This is a genomic window from Falsiroseomonas sp. E2-1-a20, from assembly GCF_051433195.1.
Taxonomy (GTDB): Bacteria; Pseudomonadota; Alphaproteobacteria; order Acetobacterales; family Acetobacteraceae; genus Falsiroseomonas.
In genome coordinates this window covers 390,782-414,850 of the sequence record NZ_JBHMFT010000001.1, presented here as the reverse complement: position 1 = coordinate 414,850, position 24,069 = coordinate 390,782, and the positions used below count along the sequence as shown (strand labels likewise).

At 70.1% G+C, this 24,069-nt stretch carries 24 protein-coding genes; 17 read left to right on the top strand and 7 right to left on the bottom strand.

Translation table 11 applies throughout. The features are described from left to right. Together ACFHPP_RS02025 and ACFHPP_RS02020 are read left to right on the top strand one after the other, a co-directional pair. Complete coding sequence (locus ACFHPP_RS02025) at window positions 1–876, top strand: carbohydrate ABC transporter permease (RefSeq protein WP_437161587.1); 876 nt, start codon at window positions 1–3, stop codon at window positions 874–876. After that, complete coding sequence (locus ACFHPP_RS02020; protein WP_437161586.1) at window positions 873–1,679, top strand: carbohydrate ABC transporter permease; 807 nt, start codon at window positions 873–875, stop codon at window positions 1,677–1,679. Before ACFHPP_RS02025 ends, ACFHPP_RS02020 begins: the two co-directional genes overlap by 4 nt. On the opposite strand, the gene iolE is transcribed toward ACFHPP_RS02020, so the two are convergent. Together iolE and iolD are read right to left on the bottom strand one after the other, a co-directional pair. Next, the gene (iolE, locus tag ACFHPP_RS02015) at window positions 1,672–2,535 is read right to left on the bottom strand and encodes a myo-inosose-2 dehydratase (protein WP_437161689.1); all 864 of its coding nucleotides are present in this window, start codon (window positions 2,533–2,535) and stop codon (window positions 1,672–1,674) included. The genes ACFHPP_RS02020 and iolE overlap by 8 nt on opposite strands. Before the next feature lie 2 nt (window positions 2,536–2,537). After that, window positions 2,538–4,373, bottom strand: a complete 1,836-nt coding sequence (gene iolD / locus ACFHPP_RS02010) for a 3D-(3,5/4)-trihydroxycyclohexane-1,2-dione acylhydrolase (decyclizing) (RefSeq protein ID WP_437161585.1) — start codon at window positions 4,371–4,373, stop codon at window positions 2,538–2,540. 103 nt (window positions 4,374–4,476) lie between these two features. Between iolD and iolG the strand changes: the two genes are divergently transcribed. From iolG to ACFHPP_RS01975, 7 genes are all read left to right on the top strand, one after another. Next, window positions 4,477–5,466 carry an inositol 2-dehydrogenase gene (gene iolG / locus ACFHPP_RS02005; RefSeq protein ID WP_437161584.1) on the top strand — a complete coding sequence of 330 codons (990 nt, stop codon included), beginning with the start codon at window positions 4,477–4,479 and terminating at the stop codon, window positions 5,464–5,466. Continuing rightward, window positions 5,463–6,242: an SDR family oxidoreductase gene (locus ACFHPP_RS02000; RefSeq protein WP_437161583.1), complete on the top strand. Its 780-nt coding sequence runs from the start codon at window positions 5,463–5,465 to the stop codon at window positions 6,240–6,242. Before iolG ends, ACFHPP_RS02000 begins: the two co-directional genes overlap by 4 nt. Further along, window positions 6,239–7,021 (top strand): inositol monophosphatase family protein, encoded by a 783-nt coding sequence (locus ACFHPP_RS01995; protein WP_437161582.1) that lies wholly within the window; start codon window positions 6,239–6,241, stop codon window positions 7,019–7,021. Before ACFHPP_RS02000 ends, ACFHPP_RS01995 begins: the two co-directional genes overlap by 4 nt. A gap of 92 nt (window positions 7,022–7,113) precedes the next feature. Next, window positions 7,114–8,151: an ABC transporter substrate-binding protein gene (locus ACFHPP_RS01990; RefSeq protein ID WP_437161581.1), complete on the top strand. Its 1,038-nt coding sequence runs from the start codon at window positions 7,114–7,116 to the stop codon at window positions 8,149–8,151. 73 nt (window positions 8,152–8,224) lie between these two features. Further along, entirely contained in the window at window positions 8,225–10,420 is a 2,196-nt protein-coding gene (locus ACFHPP_RS01985) for an ABC transporter permease (protein WP_437161580.1), read from the top strand. Between the two features lie 4 nt (window positions 10,421–10,424). After that, entirely contained in the window at window positions 10,425–11,468 is a 1,044-nt protein-coding gene (locus tag ACFHPP_RS01980) for an ABC transporter ATP-binding protein (protein WP_437161579.1), read from the top strand. 5 nt (window positions 11,469–11,473) lie between these two features. Beyond that, window positions 11,474–12,079, top strand: a complete 606-nt coding sequence (locus ACFHPP_RS01975; protein WP_437161578.1) for a 2-hydroxychromene-2-carboxylate isomerase — start codon at window positions 11,474–11,476, stop codon at window positions 12,077–12,079. Here the strand turns inward: ACFHPP_RS01975 and ACFHPP_RS01970 are convergent. Beyond that, the gene (locus ACFHPP_RS01970) at window positions 12,067–13,323 is read right to left on the bottom strand and encodes a D-amino acid dehydrogenase (protein WP_437161688.1); all 1,257 of its coding nucleotides are present in this window, start codon (window positions 13,321–13,323) and stop codon (window positions 12,067–12,069) included. The genes ACFHPP_RS01975 and ACFHPP_RS01970 overlap by 13 nt on opposite strands. 133 nt (window positions 13,324–13,456) lie before the next feature. On the opposite strand from ACFHPP_RS01970, the gene ACFHPP_RS01965 reads away from it, so the two are divergent. Continuing rightward, on the top strand, window positions 13,457–13,897 hold the full coding sequence (locus ACFHPP_RS01965) for an Lrp/AsnC family transcriptional regulator (RefSeq protein WP_437161577.1): 441 nt from the start codon (window positions 13,457–13,459) through the stop codon (window positions 13,895–13,897). A 78-nt stretch (window positions 13,898–13,975) separates the two neighbouring features. Here ACFHPP_RS01965 and ACFHPP_RS01960 read toward each other — a convergent pair whose 3' ends face one another. Next, window positions 13,976–14,233, bottom strand: a complete 258-nt coding sequence (locus tag ACFHPP_RS01960) for a hypothetical protein (RefSeq protein ID WP_437161576.1) — start codon at window positions 14,231–14,233, stop codon at window positions 13,976–13,978. Window positions 14,234–14,407: 174 nt separating this feature from the next. On the opposite strand from ACFHPP_RS01960, the gene ACFHPP_RS01955 reads away from it, so the two are divergent. Further along, the gene (locus ACFHPP_RS01955) at window positions 14,408–15,469 is read left to right on the top strand and encodes an alkene reductase (RefSeq protein WP_437161575.1); all 1,062 of its coding nucleotides are present in this window, start codon (window positions 14,408–14,410) and stop codon (window positions 15,467–15,469) included. A 56-nt stretch (window positions 15,470–15,525) separates the two neighbouring features. Here the strand turns inward: ACFHPP_RS01955 and ACFHPP_RS01950 are convergent, their stop codons facing one another. The 3 genes from ACFHPP_RS01950 to ACFHPP_RS01940 are packed head-to-tail and all read right to left on the bottom strand — an operon-like array spanning window position 15,526 to window position 18,441. Further along, a complete protein-coding gene (locus tag ACFHPP_RS01950; protein ID WP_437161574.1) occupies window positions 15,526–16,851 on the bottom strand; it encodes a TRAP transporter large permease in 1,326 nt (441 codons plus the stop codon). Window positions 16,852–16,858: 7 nt separating this feature from the next. Continuing rightward, complete coding sequence (locus tag ACFHPP_RS01945; RefSeq protein ID WP_437161573.1) at window positions 16,859–17,356, bottom strand: TRAP transporter small permease subunit; 498 nt, start codon at window positions 17,354–17,356, stop codon at window positions 16,859–16,861. Beyond that, a complete protein-coding gene (locus ACFHPP_RS01940) occupies window positions 17,353–18,441 on the bottom strand; it encodes a TRAP transporter substrate-binding protein (protein ID WP_437161572.1) in 1,089 nt (362 codons plus the stop codon). Before ACFHPP_RS01940 ends, ACFHPP_RS01945 begins: the two co-directional genes overlap by 4 nt. 217 nt (window positions 18,442–18,658) lie before the next feature. On the opposite strand from ACFHPP_RS01940, the gene ACFHPP_RS01935 reads away from it, so the two are divergent. The 6 genes from ACFHPP_RS01935 (at window position 18,659) to ACFHPP_RS01910 (ending at window position 24,068) form a co-directional block, all read left to right on the top strand. Continuing rightward, window positions 18,659–20,050, top strand: coding sequence for a dihydroorotase (locus ACFHPP_RS01935; RefSeq protein WP_437161571.1), 1,392 nt, complete (start codon window positions 18,659–18,661; stop codon window positions 20,048–20,050). Further along, a complete protein-coding gene (locus ACFHPP_RS01930; protein WP_437161570.1) occupies window positions 20,047–20,544 on the top strand; it encodes a GlcG/HbpS family heme-binding protein in 498 nt (165 codons plus the stop codon). The genes ACFHPP_RS01935 and ACFHPP_RS01930 overlap by 4 nt, the downstream gene beginning before the upstream one ends. Then, window positions 20,531–21,514 (top strand): Bug family tripartite tricarboxylate transporter substrate binding protein, encoded by a 984-nt coding sequence (locus ACFHPP_RS01925; RefSeq protein ID WP_437161569.1) that lies wholly within the window; start codon window positions 20,531–20,533, stop codon window positions 21,512–21,514. Before ACFHPP_RS01930 ends, ACFHPP_RS01925 begins: the two co-directional genes overlap by 14 nt. A gap of 196 nt (window positions 21,515–21,710) precedes the next feature. Further along, on the top strand, window positions 21,711–21,887 hold the full coding sequence (locus ACFHPP_RS01920) for a hypothetical protein (protein WP_437161568.1): 177 nt from the start codon (window positions 21,711–21,713) through the stop codon (window positions 21,885–21,887). Continuing rightward, a complete protein-coding gene (locus tag ACFHPP_RS01915; protein ID WP_437161567.1) occupies window positions 21,884–22,831 on the top strand; it encodes an N-carbamoyl-D-amino-acid hydrolase in 948 nt (315 codons plus the stop codon). The genes ACFHPP_RS01920 and ACFHPP_RS01915 overlap by 4 nt, the downstream gene beginning before the upstream one ends. A gap of 268 nt (window positions 22,832–23,099) precedes the next feature. Beyond that, complete coding sequence (locus tag ACFHPP_RS01910) at window positions 23,100–24,068, top strand: N-carbamoyl-D-amino-acid hydrolase (protein ID WP_437161566.1); 969 nt, start codon at window positions 23,100–23,102, stop codon at window positions 24,066–24,068. The last annotated feature ends 1 nt before the right edge of the window (window position 24,069 follow it).

Here is a 24,069-nt window from a genome sequence, read left to right as displayed (position 1 = left end):
ATGCCGTCCCGCACCACGCTGCACGCCTGGCTGCTGCTGAGCCCGGCGCTGGTGCTGCTGGTCGGCTTCACGCACTACCCGGCGATCGCCACCTTCTGGCATTCGCTGTTCACCACGCCGCGGGCCAACCGGCCCGCGCGCTTCATCGGCGTGGAGAACTACACGGCACTCGCCGATGACCCGGTGTTCTGGCAGGCGCTGTGGAACAATTTGATCTACGCCGGCGCCACGATTCCGCTGTCGATCGGCATCGCGCTGGCGATGGCGCTGTGGGTGAACGGCAAGATGCGGGGGCGCACCGCGCTGCGCATCGCCTTCTTCACGCCGACCGTGCTGCCGATGATCGCGGTGGCGAACCTCTGGCTGTTCTTCTACACGCCGGATTATGGGCTGCTCGACCAGGTCACGCGCTTCCTGTTCGGCTGGGGGCCGACCAACTGGATCGGGCAGCGGGAGACGGCGCTGGGCGCGATGATCGTGGTGGCGGTCTGGAAGGAGGCCGGCTTCTTCATGATCTTCTACCTCGCCGCGTTGCAGGCCATTCCGCCCAATTTGTACGAGGCTGCCGCCATCGAGGGTGCCTCCCGCGCCCGAGTGTTCTTCCGCGTCACGCTGCCGCTGCTCGGGCCGACCACGCTGTTCATCGCGGTGAACGCCGTGATCAACGGCTTCCGGCTGGTGGACCACATCATCGTCATGACGCGCGGCGGGCCGGACAACGCCACGGCGCTGCTGCTGACCTACATCTACGAGGTCGGCTTCCGCTTCTGGGATACGGCGACGGCCTCCGCGCTCACCGTCATCCTGCTGGTGATCCTGGCGGCGACGGCGGCGCTGCAGTTCATCTTCGCGGAGAAGCGGGTGCACTACCGATGAAGGCGACCCGCCTGCTGGAGACCGCCGCGGCCTGGCTGCTGGCGCTGGTCTGGGTCGCGCCGCTGCTCTACGCGATCTGGGCCGCGATCCACCCCACCGGCTATTCGACGCGGTTCGAGCTGTTCGCGCCGCTGACGCTGGAGAACTTCAGGGCCGCCTGGGATGCGGCGCCCTTCGCGCGCTACTTCCTCAATACCTTCGCGCTGGTGACGATGGTGCTGGTGGCGCAGTTCGTGCTGTGCACGCTGGCCGCCTTCGCCTTCGCGCGCGGCAGCTTTCCCGGCAGCGGCATCCTGTTCGCGCTGGTGCTGGTGCAGTTGATGATCATGCCGGACATCCTGCTGGTCGAGAACTACCGCAGCATGCGGACGCTAGGCCTGGTGGACACCATCCTGGCGATCGGCCTGCCCTACATGGCCAGCGCCTTCGGCATCTTCCTGCTGCGGCAGACCTTCAAGCAGGTGCCGAAGGAATTGGAGGAAGCCGCGCGGGTGGAGGGCTGCGGCACGCTTGGCATCCTGCTGCGGGTCTATGTGCCGCTGGCGAAGCCGACCTACCTGGCCTACGGGCTGACCAGCGTGTCCTACCACTGGAACAACTTCCTCTGGCCGCTGGTCATCACCAACAGCGTCGAGACGCGGCCGCTGACGGTGGGGCTTTCGGTCTTCGCCTCGACGGACCAGGGCATCGACTGGGCGATCATCAGCGCGGCGACGCTGATGACTTCGGCACCGCTATTGCTCGGCTTCCTGCTGTTTCAGCGTCAGTTCGTGCAGTCCTTCATGCGGGCGGGCATCAGGTGAATTGCGCCAGGTAGTCGTGGCCCATCCGCGCGTAGGTCAGCGGATGCGCGCGCGCCGGGTCCTGCTCGGCCTCCACCACCAGCCAGCCCTCGTAGTCCGGCAGGTGCCGCAGGACCGCGGGGTAGTCGACGCAGCCATCGCCGGGGACGGTGAAGACGCCTTCCAGCACGGAGTCCAGGAAGGACAGGTTCCTGCGCAGCACGTCCTGCATCACGGTGGCGCGGATGTCCTTGCAATGCACATGCACCACCCGCGCCGCATGGCGCTGCGCGGCGCGCACCGGGTCGCCGCCGGCGAAGGTCAGGTGGCCGGTGTCGAGCAGCAGGCCGACGTCGCGCGTGCCCTCCATCAGCCGGTCCACCTCCGACTCCGCCTCGATCACCGTGCCCATGTGGTGGTGGTAGGCCATGGCGAGGCCACGGTCGCGCAGGCGGCGCGCCATCTCGTCCAGGCGCGGCAGCAGCACATCCCACTGCGCGGCCGTCAGCACCGGGCGGTGGTGCAGCGGGGTCTGCTTTTCGCCGTGCACGCTGCCGGTGACCTCGCAATGCACCATCGCGGTGCAGCCCAGCGCCGAGAGCAATGCGATGTGCGGCTCGGCCTCGGCCATCTCGGCCTCCACGTCGCGCTCCAGCAGGCGCGAGCCGTACCAGCCGGAGACCAGCGCCAGGCCATGCTGGTCCAGAATCGGGCGCAACTGCGCGGCGATGCGGGGGAACTTGTTGCCGAGTTCGACACCGGCGAAGCCCGCCAGCTTCGCCTCCGCCAGGCAGGTCTCCAGCGGAGTCTCCGCGCCGAGTTCCGGCATGTCGTCATTCGTCCAGGTCAGCGGGTTGATCCCGAGCCGCACCTTCATCGTCACTGAACCCCCTGCTTGCGCCGCGCCGCCTCATAGCCCTGCCGCGCCGCCACCTGCGCCGGCCCACGCGGCGCCGCGCTGACCGGCACGTCCCACCAGGCGCCGCCTTCCGCCGTGCTGGCGGCCGGGTCGGTGTCGATCACCACGACGCTGGTGCGCTTGCTGGACAGCGCCTTCGGCAGTGCGATCTCCAGCCCGGCGATGCCATCGACCTTCACAGAATGCGCGCCCAGCGCCTTCGCATGCGCAGCGAAATCCACGCGCGGCGCGGCATCCGGCAGCAGGTTCAGGAACGGCTCGCCGCCCGAGGCGCGCTGCAGACGACTGATGCAGCCGAAGCCGCGATTGTCCAGCACCACGATGGTCAGCTTCGCGCCGAGCATGACGCTTGTCGCGATCTCGCTGTTCATCATCAGGTAGCTGCCATCGCCGACCAGCACCACCACCTCCCGCTTCGGCGCCGCCAGCTTCACGCCCAGCCCGCCGGCGATCTCGTAGCCCATGCAGGAGAAGCCGTATTCGACGTGGTAGGAGGCCGGATGCGTCGCCCGCCACAGCTTGTGCAACTCGCCCGGCAGGCCGCCGGCGGCGCAGACCATGATGCCGTCGTCCGGCATCGCGCGGTTCACCGCGCCCAGCACCTGCGCATCGGAGGGCAGCGCGGGATCGCGTGGCTTCGGCGCGGCGGTGATGCGCTCCACGCTGCGGTGCCAGCGGCCGGTCGCCGTCACGGCCTTTTCCTGCCAGGGCCGCGGCGCGTCCCAGCGACCAAGGCCAGCATCCAGCGCCGCCAATCCGCGCGCGGCATCCGCCACCAGTGGCAGCGCGCCGTGCTTGCCGGCATCGAAGCCCGCGACGTTCAGGCCGATCAGCCTCGCCGCCGGGAACAGCGCGCGCGATCCGGTGGTGAAGTCGGCGAGGCGGGTGCCGATGGCCAGCACCACATCCGCCTTCTCCGCCAGCGCATTGGCGGCGGTGCTGCCGGTGACGCCGATGGCGCCGGCATTGCGGGGATGATCCCAGGGCAGGCTGCCCTTGCCGGCCTGGGTTTCCGCCACCGGCACGCCGTGGCGATGCGCGAAATCGGCCAGCGCGGCCTCCGCGCCCGCATATTTCACGCCGCCGCCCGCCAGGATCAGCGGCCGCTTTGCCTCCCGCAGCAGGGCCACGGCCTCGCGCAGTTCGTGCTGGTCCGGTTCCGGCGCGCGGGGGCGGTGCAGGCGCTTGCGGAAGAACTCGGTGGGCCAGTCGAAGGCCTCGGTCTGGACGTCCTGCGGGAAGGCGATGGTGGCGGGGCCGCACTCCGCCGGGTCCGTCAGCACCCGCAGCGCTGCGGGCAGCGCCGCCAGAAGCTGCTCTGGCCGCATGATGCGGTCGAAGTAGCGGGAGACCGGGCGGAAGCAGTCATTGGCGGAGACGGTGCCGTCACTGAGGCTTTCCACCTGCTGCAGCACCGGGTCGGGGCCGCGGCCGGCGAAGACGTCGCCGGGCAGCAGCAGCACCGGCAGCCGGTTCACATGCGCCAGCGCCGCCGCCGTGACCATGTTGGTCGCGCCCGGCCCGATGGAGGTGGTGCAGGCCATCATCCGGCGCCGCGCCTGGGTGCGGGCATAGGCGATGGCGGCATGCGCCATGGCCTGTTCATTGTGCGCCCGGAAGGCCGGCAAGGCCTTGCCCATGGCGTGCAGCGCCGGGCCCAATCCCGCCACGTTGCCGTGGCCGAAAATCGCCCAGACCCCGCCGAACAGCGGCACGGTGCGGCCCTCCACCTCCGTCATCTGGGCGGCGAGGAAGCGCCAGGTGGCCTCGGCGGCAGTCAGGCGTATGGTGCCCATGATTTCGGTCCTGGACGTCCTCGGCGGTCTTCCGCCGGAACGACGGAAGGGCCAGTGTTACGGTTTGATGACAGGCCCCACAAGCGGCCACTCGGGAACAAGCATGCTGCATTTCGCACAGTTCGGCGCCGGCCGCATCGGCGCCATCCACGCGGCCAACCTGGCGGCCAGCGGGCGGGCCAGCCTGCGCCATGTGGTCGACGTCCACGCCCCGGCGGCGGAGGCCCTGGCGGCGCGGCATGGTGCCCGGGTCAGCGACACGGCCACGGCGCTGGCGGACCCCGAGGTCGGCGCGGTGATCATCGCCAGTTCGACCGACACCCATGCGGACCTCGTCATCGCCGCCGCCCGCGCCGGCAAGGCGATCTTCTGCGAGAAGCCGATCGACCTGTCGCTCGCGCGGGTCGATGCCTGCCTGGAGGCGGTGGCCAGGGCCGGCGTGCCGATGCTGGTCGGCTTCAACCGCCGCTTCGACCCGAACTTTGCCGAGTTGCACCGGCGAATCCAGGCCGGCGCCATCGGGGGGGTCGAGCAGGTGGTGATCACGAGCCGCGATCCCGGCCTACCGCCGCTCGCCTATATCAAGGTCTCCGGCGGGCTGTTCCGCGACATGACGATCCATGATTTCGACATGGCGCGCTGGATGCTTGGCGAGGAGCCGGTGGAGATCTTCGCCACCGGCGCCTGCCTGGTCGACCCGGCCATCGCCGAGGCCGGCGATATCGACAGCGCGATGATCGTGATGAAGACCGGCTCCGGCCGCATGGCGCATATCAACAACAGCCGCCGCGCCGCCTATGGCTACGACCAGCGGGTGGAGGTGCATGGCAGCGGCGGGCGGCTGATCGCCGGCAATCGAATCGGCACCACGGTCGAACAGGCGGATGCCACGGCCGTGACCCACGACAAGCCGCTGCACTTCTTCCTGGAACGCTATGCCGAGGCCTACCGGATCGAGCTTTCCGCGTTTCTCGACGCAATTCGGGACGGCACGCCGATGCCGGTGGGCGCGGAGGACGGGCGGCAGGCGCTGGTGCTGGCGGATGCCGCGCTGCGGTCGATGCAGGACGGCCGGCCGGTGCGGCTCGGATGAGGATTTCACTGGCCGGCCGCCGCATCCTGGTCACCGGCGGCACGCAGGGCATCGGAGAGGGCATCGCCCGAGCTGCCGCGAAGGCCGGCGCCGCGGCCATCTGCATCACCGGGCGCGACGCGACCCGTGGCGCGAAGGTGGCGGAGGCGCTGCGCGGCCTGGGCACGGCAGCACATTTCGTGCGGGCGGACCTGGCGGATGTCGCGGCCACGGCCCGCATTGTCGAACAGGCCGAAGCGGCCCTGGGGCTGATGGATGGGCTGGTGAATGCGGCAGGGCTGACCGACCGCGGCACCATCCTCGACACCGATGTGGCGCTGTGGGACCGGCTGTTCGCGGTGAACGCCCGCGCGCCGTTCCAGCTGACGCAGGACTTCGCCAGGCGCCTGGTGGCGGCGAAGCGGCCGGGTTCGGTGGTCAACATCATCACCATGTCAAGCCATGGCGGGCAGCCCTTCCTGACGGCCTATTCCGCCTCCAAGGGCGCGCTGGCGACGCTGACCAAGAACACCGCCCTCGGCCTGCGGGAGCACCGCATCCGGGTGAACGGCCTGAACATCGGCTGGGCCGACACGCCCGGCGAGCACGCCATCCAGGCGCGCGACGGTCGGCCGCCGGACTGGCTGGAGACGTCGGAACCGGCGCAGCCCTTCGGCCGGCTGATCCGGCCCTCGGACGTCGCGGGCCTCGCCACCTACCTGCTGTCGGACGCTGCGGAGATGATGACCGGCGCCCTGATCGACTTCGACCAGAACGTGATGGGAGCCTATACGTGACGAAATCCGAGTTGCAGCACCGCATGCAGGTTGCCGCCGCCATCGCGGAGGCCGCCGCCGCGCTGGCCTGGCAGATGCGCGCCAACGGCCTGGCGGAGACCACCTTCAAGGGCGCGCAGGATTTCCTCACCGAAGCCGATGGCGCGACGGAGACCTTCATCCGCGCCAGGCTGGCGCAGCACTTTCCGGATGATGCGATCATCGGCGAGGAACAGGGCGGCGTCGCGGTGGGCGACGGGCCGGTGTGGATCCTCGACCCGATCGACGGCACCTCCAACTTCTCCCGCGGCAGCGACCGGTGGTGCGTCTCCATCGGCATGGCACGGGGTGGCCGCGCCGTGCTGGGCGCCATCGCCCGCTATGCACCGGCCGAGGTCTTCGTCGGCGCCGAAGGTTGCGGCGCGACGCTGAACGGCCAGCCGATCCGCCCCGCCACCACCACGGACATGCGCCGCGCCATCATCGAGGTCGGCTGGTCCATGCGCCGGCCGCTGGCCGCCTTCCACGACCTGTCGCAGCGCGCCATGGCTGCGGGCGCCGGCCTGCGCGTCGGTGGCTCCGGCACGCTCGGCCTGGTGGAATCTGCGGTGGGGCGGCTCGATGGCTATATCGAGCGGCACATCAACTCCTGGGACGCCTGCGCTGCGGTCGCCATCGCGCGGGAGGCCGGCTGCTGGATCAACGGCTTCGACCAGGGCGACTGGATCGGGGAGGGCAATCCCATCGGCATCGGCGCGCCGGGCCTCGCAGCACAGCTTTCCGCGTTGATGGAGGCTTGAGGGCCGCCGTCGCAACAGCTTAACCTGACCGTCACAAACAAGATCGCGAACCGGCCCGATAAGGCCGGTCGCCACCCCGGAGGTCTCCGTCCATGCCCATTACGACCCGCCATCTGCTGGCGACCGGCCTTGCCGCCGCCTTCTCCACCCTGCTGCCTGCCGCCGCCAGTGCCCAAGGCAACCTGACCGTCTATTGCTCGGTGCAGGAGGAATGGTGCCGGCCGATGATGCAGGCCTTCGAGCGTGCCACCGGCGTGCGCGTCGCCATGACCCGCAAATCCTCCGGCGAGACCATGACGCAGATCCGCGCCGAGGCGGCGAACCCGCGCGGCGACGTGTGGTGGGGCGGCACCGGCGACCCGCACATGCAGGCGGCGGAGGAGAACCTGACCGCCGAATATCGCTCCCCCCGCATGTCGGAACTGCACCCCTGGGCGACGCGCCAGGCGGAACAGGCGCGGCACCGCACCATCGGCATCTATGCCGGCGCGCTCGGCTATTCCTACAACGCGCCGGAACTGGCGCGCCGCCGCATCGCCGCGCCGACCTGCTGGGCGGACCTGGCCCGCCCGGAATTCCGCGGCGAGATCCAGGTGGCGGACCCCAACACCAGCGGCACCGCCTACACCATGCTGGCGACGCTGCTGCAGGTGATGGGAGAGGAGCCGGCCTTCACCTTCCTCAAGGCGATGCATCGCAACGTGAACCAGTACACCCGCAGCGGCGCCGCCCCGGCGCGCGCGGCGGCAACCGGCGAGACGCTGGTCGGCATCACCTTCCTGCACGATGCGGTCAGCCAGAAGATCAACGGCGCGCCGGTCGAGATCGTCGCCCCCTGCGAAGGCACCGGCTACGAGATCGGCTCCATGTCCATCATCCGCGGCGCGCGGAACATGGAAAACGCGCAGCGCTTCTATGACTGGGCGCTGAGCGCGGAGGCGCAGGCCATCGCCGGCCAGGCCAATTCCTTCCAGCTTCCCTCCAACCGCAACGCGCCGATCCCGCCGCAGGCGCCGCGCTTCGAGAATATCCGCCTGATCGACTACGACTTTGCGAAATGGGGTTCGGCGGCGGAGCGCACGCGCGTGATCAGCCGCTGGGAACGCGAAGTTCGCGCCGGCGCGCGCTGATCCTTGTGGGATGGGGCCGGGGCTGACACCCGGCCCGGCCCGCGCATGACCATCCTGGATAGGCTCTGACGCCATGGGGGCTTCGACCCTGGCCCGGGCGGCGCTGGCCTGCGCCGCCTTCGGGCTTTTCATCGCCCCCTGGCATGGCCTGCAGGACGGGTTTTCCGAACTTCCCGCCTGGCCCGGCGGCACGGCGGCGCCGCTCGCGGTGCTGCTGGCGACGGGCGCGCGCTGGTGGCTGTGGCCAGTGGCGCTGCTGCTGGCGGTGGCAGCGCCCGGCGCGCTGCGCCGAAGCGCGTCCGGCGGGCTGCTGCTGGCGGTCGGTGCCGGGCTGGTGCTGGCCGTGCTCGGCACCGGCTACGCCATCGGGCTGAACGGACTGGAATGGTCCTGGCTGGCGCCGCTGCTGGGTGCGCCGCCGCCGCAACCCTCGTTGGGCTGGGGCGCGCTGCTGGTGCTGGGGGGCGGCATCGGGCTGGTTGCCGCGGGACTGGCCGCGCGTGGAAATTTCGGCGCGGATGCCTTCGTGGCCTTCCTGGTCTGCGGCTGCGGCTTCCTGCTGGTGCTGTTCGTGTTCCTGCCGCTGGTCACCATGCTGTCCGCCGCGCTGTACGAGGACGGCCGCTTCGCCCCCGCCGCCTTCGGTGCGCGACTGGCCGCCCCGGAGGCCTGGAGCCTCGCCTGCCTGTCCACCTCCCAGGGCTGCGGCGTGGTGTGGAACACGCTGCTGCTGGCGACGCTGACGGCGGTGATCTCCACCCTGCTCGGCCTCGCCTTCGCGCTGCTGGCGGTGCGCGGCGGGGTGCGGCGCGGGCCGCTCGGCTCCGGCGCCTTCCGCGCCATGACCATCCTGCCGCTGATCACGCCGCCATTCGTGGTGTCGCTGGCGCTGATCGTGCTGTTCGGCCGCACCGGCATCGTCACCGGCCTGATGTGGGACTGGTTCGACATCCCGCGCTCGCGCTGGATCTACGGCCTGCCCGGCGTGCTGCTGGCGCAGATCCTGGCGCAGGCGCCGATCGCCTTCCTGCTGCTGGACGGCGCGCTGCGCGCCATCGCGCCGAGCCTGGAGGAAGCCGCCTCCACCATGGGCGCGAAGCGGCGGGTGGTGTTCCGCACGGTCACCTGGCCGCTGCTGAAGCCGGCGCTGGCGGCGGCCTTCCTGCTCGGGTTTGTCGAAAGCCTGGCGGATTTCGGCAACCCGCTGGTGCTCGGCGGCGATTTCGACGTCCTGTCGACGCGCATCTTCTTCGCCATCGCCGGCGCGCGGCATGATCCGGGGCGGGCTGCGGCGCTGGCGCTGCTGCTGCTGGCGATCACCCTTGGCGTCTTCGCGCTGCAGGCGCTGTGGCTCGGCAAACGTCGCTACACCACGGTGACGGGCAAGGGCGACAGCGGGCTGCCGGCGCCGCTGCCGAAGGGGCTGAAGCTGGCGTGTTCCGTGGTGGTGTGGCCGTGGATGATCTTCACCGCCGCCGTCTACGGCATCATCCTGGTCGGCGGCTTCGTGCACGACATCGGCCGCGGCGATCTGTCCTTCACCTGGCGACACCTCGGCACCGGCTTCGAGATCGGCTGGTTCGACGGGCCCGCCTTCATCGGCAGCGCCTGGGACAGCCTGTTCACCACCATCCAGGTCGCGGCCATCGCCGCGCCGCTGACGGCGGGGCTCGGCATCCTGCTCGCCTGGCTGATCGCGCGGCAGGTGTTCCCCGGCCGGCGCGGGCTGGAGTTCATGACCATGCTGTCCTTCGCCATTCCCGGCACCGTGGTCGGCGTGTCCTACATCATGGCCTTCAACGTGCCGCCGGTCGAACTCACCGGCACGGCGCTGATCCTCATCCTCTGCTTCGTCTTCCGCAACCTGCCGGTCGGCGTGCGCGGCGGCATCGCGGCGCTGGCGCAGATCGACAAGTCGCTGGACGAGGCTTCCGCCACCATGGGCGGCGGCGCCTTCGACACGCTGCGCCGCGTGGTGCTGCCGCTGCTGCGGCCGGCCATCGTCACCGCACTGGCCTATTCCTTCGTCACCGCGATGACGGCGGTCTCGGCCGTGATCTTCCTGGTCTCGGCGCGGCACAACCTCGCCACCGTCTACATCGTCGGGCGCGTGGAGGCCGGGGAGATGGCGCTGGCCATCGCCTATTCCACGGTGCTGATCCTCATCATGCTGGTGATGGTGCTGGGCATCGAGAAACTCGTCGGGCGGGTTCAGACCGGGCGGCGCGCCGTCGCCGTGGTGGCGCCACCCATCCGCGCCGGAGCCTGAGCCGATGTCCGACATCTCCATCAACTTCGATCGGGTGACCAAGGCCTTCGGCCTGGTGCGCGCGGTGGATGAGGTTTCGTTCCAACTGCCGCGCGGCGCGCTGGTGACGCTGCTGGGGCCTTCGGGCTGCGGCAAGACGACGACGCTGCGCCTGGTCGCGGGGCTGGAGCTGCCGACCGGCGGGCGGATCGAGATCGAGGGGCGCGACGTCACCGGCCTTGCCGCCGCGGAACGACGCATCGCGATGGTGTTCCAGTCCTACGCGCTGTTCCCGCACATGAACGTGCTGGAGAACGTGTCCTACGGCCTGCTCGTCAACGGCGCCCGCAAGCCCTCCGCCGAGGCGGAGGCGAATGCGATGCTGACGACGCTGGGGCTGGAGGGGCTGGGCCAGCGCCTGCCCTCCGAGCTTTCGGGCGGCCAGCAGCAGCGCGTCGCGGTGGCACGCGCGCTGGTGCTGCGGCCGAAGGTGCTGCTGTTCGACGAGCCGTTGTCCAACCTCGATGCGCGGCTGCGGCGGCGGGTGCGGGAGGATATCCGCGACCTGCAACGCAAGCTCGGCCTCTCGGTCGTCTATGTGACGCATGACCAGCAGGAGGCGCTGGCCGTCTCCGACCTGGTCTGCGTCATGCGCGCCGGGCGCATCGCGCAGATGGGCACGCCGACCGAGCTGTACGACGACCCGGCGGACGCCTTCATCGCCGACTTCATGGGCGAGGCGAATGTGGTGGCCGGGGAGGTGCTGGGGCCGGGGCGCATCGCGCTCGGTGGCGTCGCGCTGGACGTGGCGATGCGGGCGCATCCGGCCGGGCCGGCGCAGATCGCGGTGCGGCCGGAATCCATCCTGCCGCAGCCGGAGGGCACGCCCGGCCTGCCGGGCCGCATCCAGCGCGCCGCCTTCCTCGGCCAGACGCGGGAGTATGAGGTGGAGACGGCGGCGGGCATGCTGTTCGTGGTGACGCCGGCGGCCAGCCCCGCCTTCGGCATCGGCGATGCGGTGTCCTGCGCCATGGGCCGGGTGATACCGCTGCGCGACGTGAAAGGATGATGGCGATGCACATCGACTACTACCTGTCCCTCGGCAGCCCCTGGACTCATCTGGGCGCGGCGCGGATTGAGGCGCTGGCGGCCCGGCACGGGGCCACCATCCGCCCGATCCCCTGCGATTTCGGCGGGGCCGTATTTCCCGCCTCCGGCGGGCTTCCGCTGCACAAGCGCAGCCCGCAACGCCAAGCCTACCGCATGCAGGAATTGCGGCGGTGGCGGGAGGCGCTGGGCATCCCGATCCACCTGCAGCCGAAGCACTTTCCCTGCGACGAGGCGTTCTCGGCCGCCTGCGTCATCGCGGTGCGCGAAACCCAGGGCGACGCCCCGGCCCTGCGCCTGGCGCACCGCATCCTGAAGGCGCTGTGGGAGGAGGAGGCGAACCCGGCGGATCGCGCCACGCTGGAGCGCCTGGTCGGCGAGGCCGGGCTCGACGCCGCCGCCGTCACGGCGCTGGCGGAGGACCCGCGCTGGGCCGCGATGCGGCAGGCGGACAGCGAGGCCGCGCTGGCCCGCGGCGTCTTCGGCGCGCCGACCTACGTGATCGGCGAGGACATCTTCTGGGGCCAGGACCGGCTGGAGTTCGTGGCCGGGCGGCTGGCTCAGGCGGCGTAGCGGGTCAGCGCCAGGTCGGCGGCGTCGATCTCCGGCGCCTTGCCGCTGATGAGGTCCGCCAGCACGCGGCCGGAGCCACAGGCCATGGTCCAGCCCAGCGTGCCGTGGCCGGTGTTGAGGAACAGGTTCGGGTAGCGTGTCGGCCCCACCACCGGCGTGCCATCCGGCGTCATCGGGCGCAGGCCGGTCCAGAAGCTGGCGGTGGCGGGGTCGCCGCCGCGCGGGAACAGGTCGGACACCGAGTGTTCCAGCGTGCGCCGGCGCGGGCCGCGCAGGGTGGTGGAGAAGCCGGCGATCTCCGCCGTGCCGCCGACCCGGATGCGGTCGCCGAGCCGGGTGATGGCGACCTTGAAGGTCTCGTCCATCACGGTGGAGACCGGCGCGGCTTCCGGGTCCGTCACCTTCAGCGTCAGCGAATAGCCTTTTACGGGATATACTGGGACGTTCACGCCCAAGGGACGCAGCAGCTTCGGCGCATAGCTGCCGAGTGCCACCACGTAGCGGTCCGCCGTGATGCGGCCCTGGTCGGTGGCGATGCCCGTGACCTGGCCGCCCTCGGCCTCGATCGCCTGGATGGTCATGCCGTGGCGGAAAGTGACGCCGGCGGCCGCGGCCAGGGCGGCCAGGCGCTGGGTGAACAGGAAGGCGTCGCCGGTCTCGTCGCCGGGCAGGCGCAGGCCGCCGACATACTTGCCGGGCACCAGGGCCAGGGCCGGCTCGGCCACGGCGCAGCCGGCGGCGTCCAGAACCTCGTGCGGCACGCCGGTTTCGCGCAGAACGGCGGTATCGGCGCCCACGGCGTCGAGCTGCTTCTGGGTGCGGAACAGCTGCAAGGTGCCCTGCGTGCGCTGGTCGTACTGGATGCCGGTGGCGCCGCGCAGGTCGCGCAGCGCATCCCGGGAGTATTCGGCCAGGCGCACCATGCGGGACTTGTTGATGTTGTACGCGGCCTCGGTGCAGTTCGCGAGCAGGCGGGCCATCCAGCCATACAGGCGGGTGTCCATCAGTGGCCAGACCACCAGCGGGCGGTGGTGCATCATCAGCCACTTCAGCGCCTTCACCGGGATGCCCGGCCCGGCCCAGGGCGCGGAATACCCCGGCGAGACCTGGCCGGCATTGGCGAAGCTGGTCTCCATGCCGGCGGCGGGCTGGCGGTCGAGGACCGTCACCTCATGCCCGGCCTGGGCCAGGTACCAGGCGCTGGCGACGCCCACCACGCCGCTGCCGAGCACGACCACCCGCATCATCATCCCCCATGCGCACCGAAGCGGCAGGATAGCCGGTGGAAGCGGCGAATTTCCTGCCCGATTCACGCAGGATCGGTCGCGGTGGGCCAGTAAATGCACTAATCTTCAGCTGATTCGCAGAAAGTTGCGCATGGACGAGACGGACCGCGCCATCATCCGCCACCTGCGCGCCGATGGCCGCATGCCGAATGCGGCGCTGGCCGAGGCGGTGGGGCTTTCGCCCTCCGCCTGCCTGCGCCGGCTGCGGTTGCTGGAAAGCCGCGGCACCATCCGCGGCTACACCGTGCTGGTGGAGGAGACGGCGCAGCAGGGCGTGGTGGTAGTGATCGTGCAGATCACCCTGGAACGCCAGACGGACGACCATCTGCGCAGATTCGAGGACGCCGTGCGCCGCTGCCCGGAAGTGCGGGAGTGCTACCTGATGACCGGCATCGCCGACTACCTGCTGCGGGTGGAGGCGCGCGACGCGGCGGATTACGAGCGCCTGCACAAGGAGGCGCTGTCCCGCATGCCGGGGGTGGCGCGCATCCAGTCCAGCTTCGCCATCCGCACGGTGATCCGCGGCGGTTAGACGCCGAAGGTGACGCGACCCTCGGCGTCGATCGACCAGGCCGGGTTCCAGGCGATGTCCCAGGCGTGGTCATAGGGGTCACCGCCTCCACCTCCTCGGCGAGCCGACATCGTGGCCGAGGGCCACGGCCCCAGGGGAAGCCGGGGCGTCGCGCCGCTGCATGTCCTCCTGCATCGGGCGGCGGAGCCAGGTGCCCGGCATCAGACCGTTCATCTGGTAGAAGACGATCTCCGAAGTCACGAAGACCGGCGCCCATCCGAGGCCCCCGGCACAGATGCGGCGGGAGGCGGCGAGGTCGGCGACGCCGTGGGTGACGACCGAAATCTGTTGGGGCATGGGGCGCCTCCTCCGGCTGAGTGGCCGAGAATGGACCAGCCTGCGCTACGTTCCATCACCAGGGCTGATGTTCGGCATCGCCCCCGGCGCATGGCGCATTGCAACCAGGACCCCCACCTTACGCCTCAACGCAGCGGCGCCATCCGTGCCGCGCCCAGCCTTGAGGATGCCTCGATGACCGCAACACCCGACCTTTTCGGCCCCGTCCAGCTTGGTGACATCGCCCTTGCCAACCGCATCGTCATGGCGCCGATGACCCGCAGCCGCGCGCCGGGCAACCTGCCCAACGCGCTGATGGCGGAATACTACGCGCAGCGCGCCTCCGCCGGCCTGATCATCACGGAGGGCACCGCCCCCGCCGCCAATGGCCGCGGCTACATCGACATTCCCGGCATCTACAGCGAAGCCCAGGTGGCCGGCTGGCGCGCCGTGGCCGATGCCGTGCATGCCAAGGGCGGCAGGATCTTTGCCCAGGTGATGCATGTCGGCCGCATCTCGCTGCCGGAATTCCAGGACGGTGCGGAGCCGGTGGCACCCTCCGCCGTGACGCCGCCCGGGCAGATGTACACGCCCTCCGGCATGAAGCCGCTCGGCCAGCCGCGCGCGCTGGAGGAGGCGGAGATCGAGGCGCTGGTCGAGGCCTATGGCCAGGCTGCTCGCAACGCCATCGCGGCCGGTCTGGACGGGGTCGAGATCCACGCCGCCAACGGCTACCTGCCTGGGCAGTTCCTGGCGCCGAACAGCAACCAGCGCATCGATCGCTGGGGTGGGTCGGCCGAGAACCGCGCGCGCTTCCTGTTGGCGATCACGGATGCCGCCGCCAAGGCGATCGGGCCGGCGCGGGTCGGCGTGCGGCTGAGCCCCGGCAACCCGTTCAACGACATCGCCGATCCGGATGTGGAGGGCACCTACACGCCGGTGATCCACGGGCTGTCCGGCAAGGGGCTGGCCTACCTGCACTTCCTGGATGCCAAGCCGGCCTTCGACGTGATCGGCCTGGCGCGGCAGCATTTCGACGGCAAGATCATCCTGAATGCCGGTTATGACCGGGCGCGGGCGCAGGCGGACCTGGCGAGCGGGCGCGGCGACCTGGTGGCCTTTGGGTCGAAGTACATCTCGAACCCGGACCTGGTGGAGCGGCTGCGCCGGGATGCGCCGTTGGCCGCGCCGGACCAGGCGACGTTCTACGGCGGCGACGCGCGCGGCTACACGGATTATCCGGCGCTGGCGGCGTAGCGCGGGGCAGGCCCCCTCACCCAACCCTCTCTCCCAAACGGGGGGAGAGGGCTTTTTCACCAGCCGATGGCGCGGGGCAGCCAAGTGGCCAGCCCCGGCGCGAAATAGACGATGGCCACGGCCGCGAACTGCATGGCGACGAAGGGGATCACGCCGCGGTAGATGTGCCCGGTGGTGATCTCCGGCGGCGCCACGCTGCGCAGGAAGAACAAGGCCCAGCCGAAGGGCGGCGTCAGGAAGCTGGTCTGCAGCATCACGCAGATCAGCGTCGCCAGCCACACCGGGTCCACCCCCGCCTGCGCGAAGATCGGCAGGAACAGCGGCACGGCGATGTAGCTGATCTCGATCCATTCCAGGAAGAAGCCCAGCACGAAGACCAGAAGCAGCATGAACCAGATGTCGGCGCCGACGCCGCCCGGCAGGAAGGCGAACAGATCCTCCACCAGTTGTTCGCCGCGCAGGCCACGGAAGGCCAATGCGAAGACCTGGGCGCAGATCAGGATGAACATCATCATGGCGGTGATGCGTGCGGTGGAGCGCAGCGTCTCCACCACCAGCCCCCAGCTCAGCCGTCGCCCCAGCGCGCAGACGATCAGGGCGCCGAGCGCACCCATCGCCGCGGCTTCCGTGGGTGCGGCGACGCCGGCGACGATGGAGCCGAGCACGGCGAAGACCAGGCCGAGCGGCGGGGCGATGACCCGCACCAGCTTCACCAGCAACTGCCGCACGGAGGTCAAGGCGCGTTCCTCCGCCGGCACCGCAGGGACCATGTGCGGGCGGACCATGCCGAGCACCAGGATGTAGGTGCAGTAGATGCCGGCCAGCATCATGCCGGGGAACACCGCGGCGGCGAACAGCGTGCCGACCGAAAGGTTCATGATATCCGACAGCAGGATCAGGATCAGGCTCGGCGGGATGATCTGGCCCAGCGTGCCGGAGGCGCAGATGACGCCGCAGGACAGGCCGGGGTCGTAGCCGCGCCGCAACAGCGCCGGCAGCGTCAGCAGCCCGAGCGTGACCACGGTGGCGCCGACGATGCCCGTGGTCGCCCCCATCAGCACGCCGACGAAGACGATGCCGAGGCCGAGGCCGCCGCGCAGCGCGCCGGACAGGCGGCCCACCACCTCCATCAGGTCCTCGGCCAGGCGGGATTTTTCCAGCGCCACGCCCATGAAGACGAACAGCGGGATCGCCAGCAGCGAATAGCTGGTGACGACGCCGTAGATGCGCGCCGGCAGCAGGTTGAACAGCATCGGCCCGAAGCCGAGCCAGCCGAAGGCGAAGCCGGAGACGGCAAGCGTCAGCGCGACCGGCATGCCGAGCATGAGCAGCCCGAAGAACGCCACCAGCATGAGGATGGCGTAGATTTCCGAAAGTGGCATCAGGTCCTCAGCGCAGCCGCGCGAGCGCGCGCAGCGTCTCCGCGGTGAATTGCAGCAGCAGCAGGGCGAAGCCGGCCGGGATGAAGGCCTTCAGGACATAGCGGTCGGGAATGCCGCCCGGATTGGCGGAGCCCTCGTCCTGGCCCCAGGATTGCAGCACGTAGCGCCAGGACAGCTGGATCACCAGCACCGAGACGGTGATGCCGGCGACGCCGGCCAGCACATCCACCAGCGCCTTGTTGCGCTCGGAAAAGCCGGCATACAGCACGTCGACCCGCACATGCTCCCCGTGCCGCAGCGCATAGGCAGCACCGATGAGGGCGATGGGCGACATCAGGTGCCACTCCAGCTCCTGCGCCCAGACGCTGCCGAGCGAGAAGCCGTAGCGCAGCAGCACGTTGCTCGCCATCACCAGCACCAGGGCGGCGACGGCGAGCGCGGAAAGCTGGCCGATGCGATCGACGATCGTGTCGATCGTATCGGCCGTGCGGGCGAGGCGCGTCATCCGGCCGGGCGGATCTTCGTGTGGTAGGGCACTTCGCTGTAGGCCGACCAGGCGTCGAACTTCTGCTTGTAGGCCATGTAGCTGTCATGCACGCGCTTCGTCGTCGCGTCGCGCGCCACGGCCTCGGCCAGCACGGCGTCGGTTTCCGTGCGCAGGCGGGCGACGACGGAATCCGGCAACTGCCGCGCGTCGACGCCCTGGTTCTTGACCAGATCCTCCATCGCCTCGGCGTTGTTCTTCTGGCACCAGGCTTCGGAGATGACGTTGCAGGCGGCGACGGCGTTCTCGACGATCGCCTTCAAATCGGCCGGCAGGCGGGCCCAGGCGGCCTTGTTGATGATGAGCTCCGAGGCCGTCGCCGTCTCGTGCCAGCCGGTGGTGTAGTAGTGCTTGGCGACGCGCTGAAGGCCGAGCTGGCGGTCGAGGTAGGGGCCCACGAATTCCGCCGCATCGATCACGCCGCGCTCCAACGCCGGGAAGATCTCGCCGCCCGGCAGCAGCCGCACATCGACGCCGAGGCGCTGGTAGACGCGCCCGGCAAGGCCCGGGATGCGCATCTTCAGGCCCCGAAAATCCTCGACGGTCTCGATCGGCTTGCGGAACCAGCCGGTCATCTGCACGCCGGTGTTGCCGCACAGGAAGGGCACCAGGTTGAAGCGATCATAGACCTCGCGCCACAGGTCCAGGCCGCCGCCATCGTACATCCAGCCGTTCAGGCCCTGGTAGTTCAGGCCGAAGGGCACCGCGGTGAAATACTGCGCGGCGAAGGTCTTGCCGGTCCAGAAATAGGCGTTGGCATAGTTCATCTCGACGATGCCGGAGGAGACGGCATCGAAGCCCTCGCCGGCCGGAATCAGCTCTCCGGCGCCGAAGAACTGGATGCGGATGCGGTTGTTCGACATCTTCTGGATGCGGTCGATCAGGTCCTTCGCGGACCCCGGGCCGGTGGAATAGAAGGCGGCCTGGGGGCCGTAGAAGCTGGTCATGCGCCAGTTGAAGGTGGTCTGCGCCGTGGCGACGGCGGGCGCGGCCAGCGCGCCGGCGGTGCCGGCGGCGGCACTGGTGAGGATGTTGCGACGCTGCATCCAAGTCTCCCGGTTTCGTGGCGACGCCTCTGCGCGCCGCTGTTCACGGCGGAGGTGAGCAATTCGCGTGCCAGCAACGAAGACCACCCTGCGCCGCTGTCGGGGGATGGATCTGCGCCATTTCGTGCCCGACCTGCTCCGGGATAAGGCAGCGGGGCGGATTGGCGCGCGCGCCAAGCCGGCCTAGCCTCCGGCCGAACAGCAGTGAGCGCATGGCATGACCGATACCGCCGAGCCCTATGACCTGATCCTGCGCGGCGCCGTGGTGCTGTCCGACCGCGTGCTGGCCGATGGCCATGTCGCCATCCGCGGCGAACGCATCGCCGCCATCGGCGAAGGCGTGCCGCCGCCGTCGCGGGCCGTGGCGGACCATCGCGGCAAGCTGATCCTGCCGGGCCTGGTCGATGGCCACATGCACACCTCGAGCAGCACCGGCTGGCCGGGGATCGAGGGGGCGACGATGACGGCCGCGGCCGGCGGCGTCACCACCGTCTGCGACATGCCCTACGACGTGCCGAACCCGGTGACCTCGGCGGCAATCTTCGCCGACAAGGTGGGCTGGGTCGGGCGGCTCGCGCATGTCGACATGGCATTGTATGCCACGATCCGGAAGGATGCGCCGACCGAGGATGTGGCGGCGCTGGCCGAGGCCGGGGCTTCGTCCTTCAAGGTCTCGACCTATGAATACGATGCGCACCGCTTCCCGCGCATCGACCACCCGACCATGCTGGCCGCCTTCGCGGAGATGGCGAAGACCAACCTGATGGTCGCGGTGCACAACGAAGACCAGGAACTGGTCGTCAAGCTTTCGGAGGCCGCCAAGGCCGCCGGCAACACCAGCCCGATCTGGCACTGCCGTACGCGGCCGCCGCTGGCCGAGAGCATGGCGGACCTCGAGATCTTCGAGATGGCGCTCGAGACCGGGGCGCATGTCCACATCGCGCATTCCTCCATCGCGCGCGGCTTCGAACTGGCGAAGCTGTATCGCGGCATGGGGGCCCGGACCTCGGGCGAGGCCTGCATCCAGTATCTGTGCATGACGGAGGACGACATCGTCCGGCTGCAGGGCTTCGGGAAGTGCAACCCGCCCTTCCGCAGCGCGGCGGAGGTGGAGCGCATGTGGGGCGCGATGGCGGCAGGCACCGTCGCCTATGTCTCGACCGACCACGCGCCCTGGCCGAAGGCGAAGAAAGAATACAATGGCGATATCTTCGCCATCGGCGCCGGGCTGACCGGCATGCAGTCCTTCGCGCCGCTGATGTACACGCTGCTGGTGGAACGCGGCCTGCCCCCCACCGCCATGGCCCGCATGTGCTCGGAGGAGCCGGCGCGCTTCCACGGGCTCGACCCGAAGAAGGGCGGCATCCGCATCGGCGCCGACGCGGATTTCTGCATCCTGGAGACCGGCGACTTCGTCTTCGACGAGCGCATCATCCGCGACCGGGAGGATGCCCGCTGGTCGCCCTATCACGGCCGCGCCATGAAGGCCCGCGTCGCCGCGACCATCCTGCGCGGGTCCGAGATCTGGAACGGCTCGGAGGTGAAGGCGAAGCCCGGCACCGGGCAGTTCGTGCCGCGCCAGCACACGCGCAGCGCCCTCGACGGATGAGCGGCGGCGACCACTCCCTCCGGCACCTGGCGGTCGAGCTCACGCTGGCGGTGGCGGAGCATATCGCGGATGCGACTCTCGCGGCCGGCCGCCATGCGGGGCTGCTGCCGCTGACCGTGGTGGTGCTGGATGGCGGGGGTCACGTGGTGGTGCAGAAGCGGGAGGATGGCTCCGGCATCCTTCGCGCCGGGATCGCGCACGGCAAGGCCTACGGGGCGCTTGGCATGGGGATCGGCAGCCGGGTGATCCGCGACCGGCTGCGGGACCGCCCGGCGTTTCAATCCGCGATCGCCGCGGCCAGCGACGGGCGTTTCATTCCGGTGCCGGGCGGGGTACTGATCTGCCGTGCCGATTGTGCCGTGATCGGCGCCGTGGGCGTCAGCGGCGATGCCTCGGACAGGGATGAATACGCGGCCATCGCCGGGGTGCGGGCCGCGGGATTGCTGCCCCACCCCGAAACCCCCGCGGAGAATTGGCGCGATGCCGGACTTTGATCTTTCGCGACGCGCCTTGCTGGCGGCCGGTGGCGCGATGCTCGCCGCCCCTGCCGTGGCGCAGGGCTACCCGGACCGGCCGATCCGGCTGGTGATTCCCTTTCCGGCCGGCGGGCCCACGGACGTCTATGCGCGCTTCTACGCGGAGCGGATGACGCGGGAGTTGGGGCAATCCGTGGTGACGGAGAATCGCGGCGGCGCCGGCGGTGCGATCGGCGCGCTGGAAGTGGCGCGCGCCCGGCCGGATGGGCACACGCTGCTGTTCGGCACGGCGTCGACCCACGCGCTGTACAATTTGGTGACGCGGCAGCCGCAGTATGATGCGGCGAAGGACTTCCTGGCGGTGGCGACGCTGGGCGGCGGGCCGCTGTGCTGGCTCGCCAACCCCTCGCAGCCGGCGACGCTGGCGGATTTCCTGGCGGCGGCGCGTGGCGCGAACCCGCCGCTGGCCTATGGCTCGCCCGGCACCGGCACGCTGATGCACCTGGCGACCGAGATCCTGAAGCGGGAGGCGGGCGTGTCCCTCAGCCACATCCCCTATCGCGGGGCGGCGCCGGCCATGAACGACCTGGTGGCGGGCACGCTGGCGCTGGCGGTGAACACGCTGGGTGCCGGGCTGCCGCTGCACCAGGGCGGGCGGGCGCGGATGCTGGCGGTGGCGTCTGCCGCCCGCGCGCCGCAGGCGCCCGACGTGCCGACGGCGGCGGAGGCGCTCGGCCGGCCGGGCTTCACCGCGGTGCTGTGGCACGCGGTCTTCGCCCCGCCCGGCCTGCCGGCGCCGGTGCTGGCGCGGCTGTCGCAGGCGACGAATGCGGCACTGGCGGATGCGACCTTCCGCACCGCGCTGAATGCGGCCGGAATCGAGCCTACGGCACCAGGCACGCCCGAGTCGGCGGCCACCTACATCGCCGCGGAACAGGCGCGCTACCGGCCGATCGTCGAGGCGATCCGGCCGGAGCTGGATGCCTGACGTTGCGCCCGGTGGTCGTGGCGCCGTGATCCGGCTAAATGCCGGGGCCTGAAAGCACGTTCAGGGTCCCGGCATGAAGCAACCCCACTCGCGCCGGCCGCAGGGCCAGCGCTGGATCAAGCGGCCACCCCGGCCATCCCGCGGTCAAGCGCCGGCCCCACCGCCACGGGTCGGGCCGGGCTGGCAGCATGCGCTCATGGCGACCGGCACCGGGCTTGCCACCGGCATCGTCGGCGTGGTGCTGGCGCAGGTGGCCGGCGCAGGGCCCGGCGTGCCGGGCTTCGCCGCGGGGCTCGGCTTCTGCCTCGGCTTCATCCTGCTGTGGCGCGGCTTCGGCGGCACGCGGCAAGACATCAGGAACCTGTTCAAATGAGCCGAACCCTCCTCATTGCCGGCGCCCAGATGGGCCCGACGCAGCGCGCCGACAGCCGCGCGCAGACCGTGGCGCGGCTGGTGGCGCTGCTGGAACAGGCCGCCGCGCGCGGCGCGAAGCTGGTGGTGTTTCCGGAACTCGCCTTTACCACCTTCTTCCCGCGCTGGCCGATGGAGCGCGATGCGCCGGAACTGCTCGGCAGCTTCGAGCAAGCGATGCCGAACCCCCAGGTGCAGCCGTTGTTCGACCGGGCCCGCGCGCTCGGGGTGGGATTCTATATCGGCTATGCGGAGCTGACGCCGGACGGGCAGCGCTTCAACAGCGCCGTCACGGTGGGGCCGGATGGCCGCATCCTGTTCAAATACCGCAAGATCCACCTGCCCGGCTCGGACCACGTGAAGGAGGGGCAGGCATACCAGCAGCTCGAGAAGATGTATTTCGAGTATGGCGACATGGGCTTTCCCGTGGCGCGCGGGCCGGGGGAATGGGGCCGGCCGGTGCTCGGCATGCTGGTCTGCAACGACCGCCGCTGGCCGGAGGGCTGGCGCTGCCTCGGCCTGCAGGGGGTGGAGCTGGTGATGGTCGGCTACAACTCCGCCGCCTACGACCCGAATGGCGGCGAGGGTGAGAGCGCGGAAATGCGGACCTTCCACTCGATCCTGGCGGCGCAGTCCAACGCCTACATGAACGCCACCTGGGCGATCGCGGTGGCGAAGGCGGGCGTGGAGGGCGGCGCCGGGCTGATCGGCGGGTCCTGCATCGTCGACCCGAACGGCGTGGTGGTGGCGCAGGCCAAGACCACGGCGGATGAGGTGATTGTGGCCGAGGTGGATTTCGACGCCTGCCGGCAGGGCAAGGAGAAGATGTTCAACTTCGCCGCACATCGGCGACCGCAATGGTATGGTCGAATCGTCGAGCAGGTGGGCGCTGAGGTTATTCCATGAAGCTGGTTGTGCTCTCGGTCGTAGCGGTTCTCTCTCTGCCACATTCGGCAGGATCCACACTTCTATTTTGCCAAGAGCCGAGACCTCCCTACTGCCAGGAAGGCTATGGCCAGTTCGACGACACCTACGAGTTCGAGCGATGCCGCCACGAAATGGAGAGCTTCCGAGACCAGACGCGGCAGTACATCGCGTGCCTTGACGAGGAGCAGGAGGAGGCAATCCGACGGCTCAATCGCGCTATCGACTCCTTCAACAGAAGAGCCCGCTCATGACACGCCGCCTCACCGTCGCCGCCGCCCAGATGGGGCCGATCCAGAAGGCGGAGGGCCGCGATGTCGCCGTTGACCGCATGGTGCGCCTGATGGAGACGGCGCATCGCCGCGGGGCGGAGGTGGTGGTCTACCCGGAACTCGCGCTGACCACCTTCTTCCCGCGCTGGTACCACGAGGACCTGGCCGAGGCGGACCACTGGTACGAGCATGCCCTGCCCTCCAACGAAACCGCCCCGCTGTTCGACGCGGCGCGGCGCATGGGGATGGCGTTCCACCTCGGCTACGCCGAGATGACGCCGGACGGGCACCGCTACAACACCGCCGTCTTCGTGCATCCCTCCGGCGAGATCGTGCTGAAGTATCGGAAAGTGCATCTGCCCGGGCATGTCGAGTACGACCCGGTGCGCCGCGTCCAGCACCTGGAGAAGCGCTATTTCGAGCCGGGTGACCTCGGCTTCCCGGTTGTGCGCGCGCCGATCGGCGGCGCCGGGCCGGTCAATGTCGGCATGATGATCTGCAACGACCGCCGCTGGCCGGAAGCCTGGCGGGTGCTCGGGCTGCAGCAGGTGGAACTGGTCATGCTCGGCTACAACACGCCGAGCCTGAACATGGAGAACCGGGGCTTCGAGGCGCATCACCTGCGGGTCGCGCACAGCCACCTGTCGATCCAGGCCGGCTGTTACCAGAACGCCACCTTCGGCGTCGGCGTCGCCAAGGCGGGGACGGAGGACGGGCACGAGTTGTTCGGCCATTCCATCATCTGCAACCCGCAGGGCGAGATCATGGCCCAGGCGACCTCCTGGGACGACGAGGTGATCGTGGCCGACTGCGACCTCGGCATGTGCGAGCTCGGCCGCAACACGATCTTCAACTTCGCCCGCCACCGGCGCCCGGAACACTACACGCGCATCACGGCGCAGACCGGCAGCGAGCCGCCGGCGGTCTGGACACCCAAGGGCGCCTGAG

Bases quoted from the DNA above. Each gene is read 5' to 3' on its own strand.
- ACFHPP_RS01985 (WP_437161580.1), top strand. From the start codon at position 8,225: ATGGGGGCTTCGACCCTGGCCCGGGCGGCGCTGGCCTGCGCCGCCTTC.
- ACFHPP_RS01925 (WP_437161569.1), top strand. From the start codon at position 20,531: ATGCCGGACTTTGATCTTTCGCGACGCGCCTTGCTGGCGGCCGGTGGC.
- iolD (WP_437161585.1), bottom strand. From the start codon at position 4,373: ATGGGCACCATACGCCTGACTGCCGCCGAGGCCACCTGGCGCTTCCTC.
- ACFHPP_RS01960 (WP_437161576.1), bottom strand. From the start codon at position 14,233: ATGCCCCAACAGATTTCGGTCGTCACCCACGGCGTCGCCGACCTCGCC.
- ACFHPP_RS01955 (WP_437161575.1), top strand. From the start codon at position 14,408: ATGACCGCAACACCCGACCTTTTCGGCCCCGTCCAGCTTGGTGACATC.
- ACFHPP_RS01920 (WP_437161568.1), top strand. From the start codon at position 21,711: ATGGCGACCGGCACCGGGCTTGCCACCGGCATCGTCGGCGTGGTGCTG.
- ACFHPP_RS01980 (WP_437161579.1), top strand. From the start codon at position 10,425: ATGTCCGACATCTCCATCAACTTCGATCGGGTGACCAAGGCCTTCGGC.
- ACFHPP_RS02000 (WP_437161583.1), top strand. From the start codon at position 5,463: ATGAGGATTTCACTGGCCGGCCGCCGCATCCTGGTCACCGGCGGCACG.
- ACFHPP_RS01950 (WP_437161574.1), bottom strand. From the start codon at position 16,851: ATGCCACTTTCGGAAATCTACGCCATCCTCATGCTGGTGGCGTTCTTC.
- ACFHPP_RS01975 (WP_437161578.1), top strand. From the start codon at position 11,474: ATGCACATCGACTACTACCTGTCCCTCGGCAGCCCCTGGACTCATCTG.
- ACFHPP_RS01940 (WP_437161572.1), bottom strand. From the start codon at position 18,441: ATGCAGCGTCGCAACATCCTCACCAGTGCCGCCGCCGGCACCGCCGGC.
- ACFHPP_RS01930 (WP_437161570.1), top strand. From the start codon at position 20,047: ATGAGCGGCGGCGACCACTCCCTCCGGCACCTGGCGGTCGAGCTCACG.
- ACFHPP_RS01935 (WP_437161571.1), top strand. From the start codon at position 18,659: ATGACCGATACCGCCGAGCCCTATGACCTGATCCTGCGCGGCGCCGTG.
- ACFHPP_RS01965 (WP_437161577.1), top strand. From the start codon at position 13,457: ATGGACGAGACGGACCGCGCCATCATCCGCCACCTGCGCGCCGATGGC.
- ACFHPP_RS02025 (WP_437161587.1), top strand. From the start codon at position 1: ATGCCGTCCCGCACCACGCTGCACGCCTGGCTGCTGCTGAGCCCGGCG.
- ACFHPP_RS01970 (WP_437161688.1), bottom strand. From the start codon at position 13,323: ATGCGGGTGGTCGTGCTCGGCAGCGGCGTGGTGGGCGTCGCCAGCGCC.
- ACFHPP_RS01910 (WP_437161566.1), top strand. From the start codon at position 23,100: ATGACACGCCGCCTCACCGTCGCCGCCGCCCAGATGGGGCCGATCCAG.
- ACFHPP_RS01915 (WP_437161567.1), top strand. From the start codon at position 21,884: ATGAGCCGAACCCTCCTCATTGCCGGCGCCCAGATGGGCCCGACGCAG.
- ACFHPP_RS02020 (WP_437161586.1), top strand. From the start codon at position 873: ATGAAGGCGACCCGCCTGCTGGAGACCGCCGCGGCCTGGCTGCTGGCG.
- ACFHPP_RS01945 (WP_437161573.1), bottom strand. From the start codon at position 17,356: ATGACGCGCCTCGCCCGCACGGCCGATACGATCGACACGATCGTCGAT.
- iolE (WP_437161689.1), bottom strand. From the start codon at position 2,535: ATGAAGGTGCGGCTCGGGATCAACCCGCTGACCTGGACGAATGACGAC.
- iolG (WP_437161584.1), top strand. From the start codon at position 4,477: ATGCTGCATTTCGCACAGTTCGGCGCCGGCCGCATCGGCGCCATCCAC.
- ACFHPP_RS01990 (WP_437161581.1), top strand. From the start codon at position 7,114: ATGCCCATTACGACCCGCCATCTGCTGGCGACCGGCCTTGCCGCCGCC.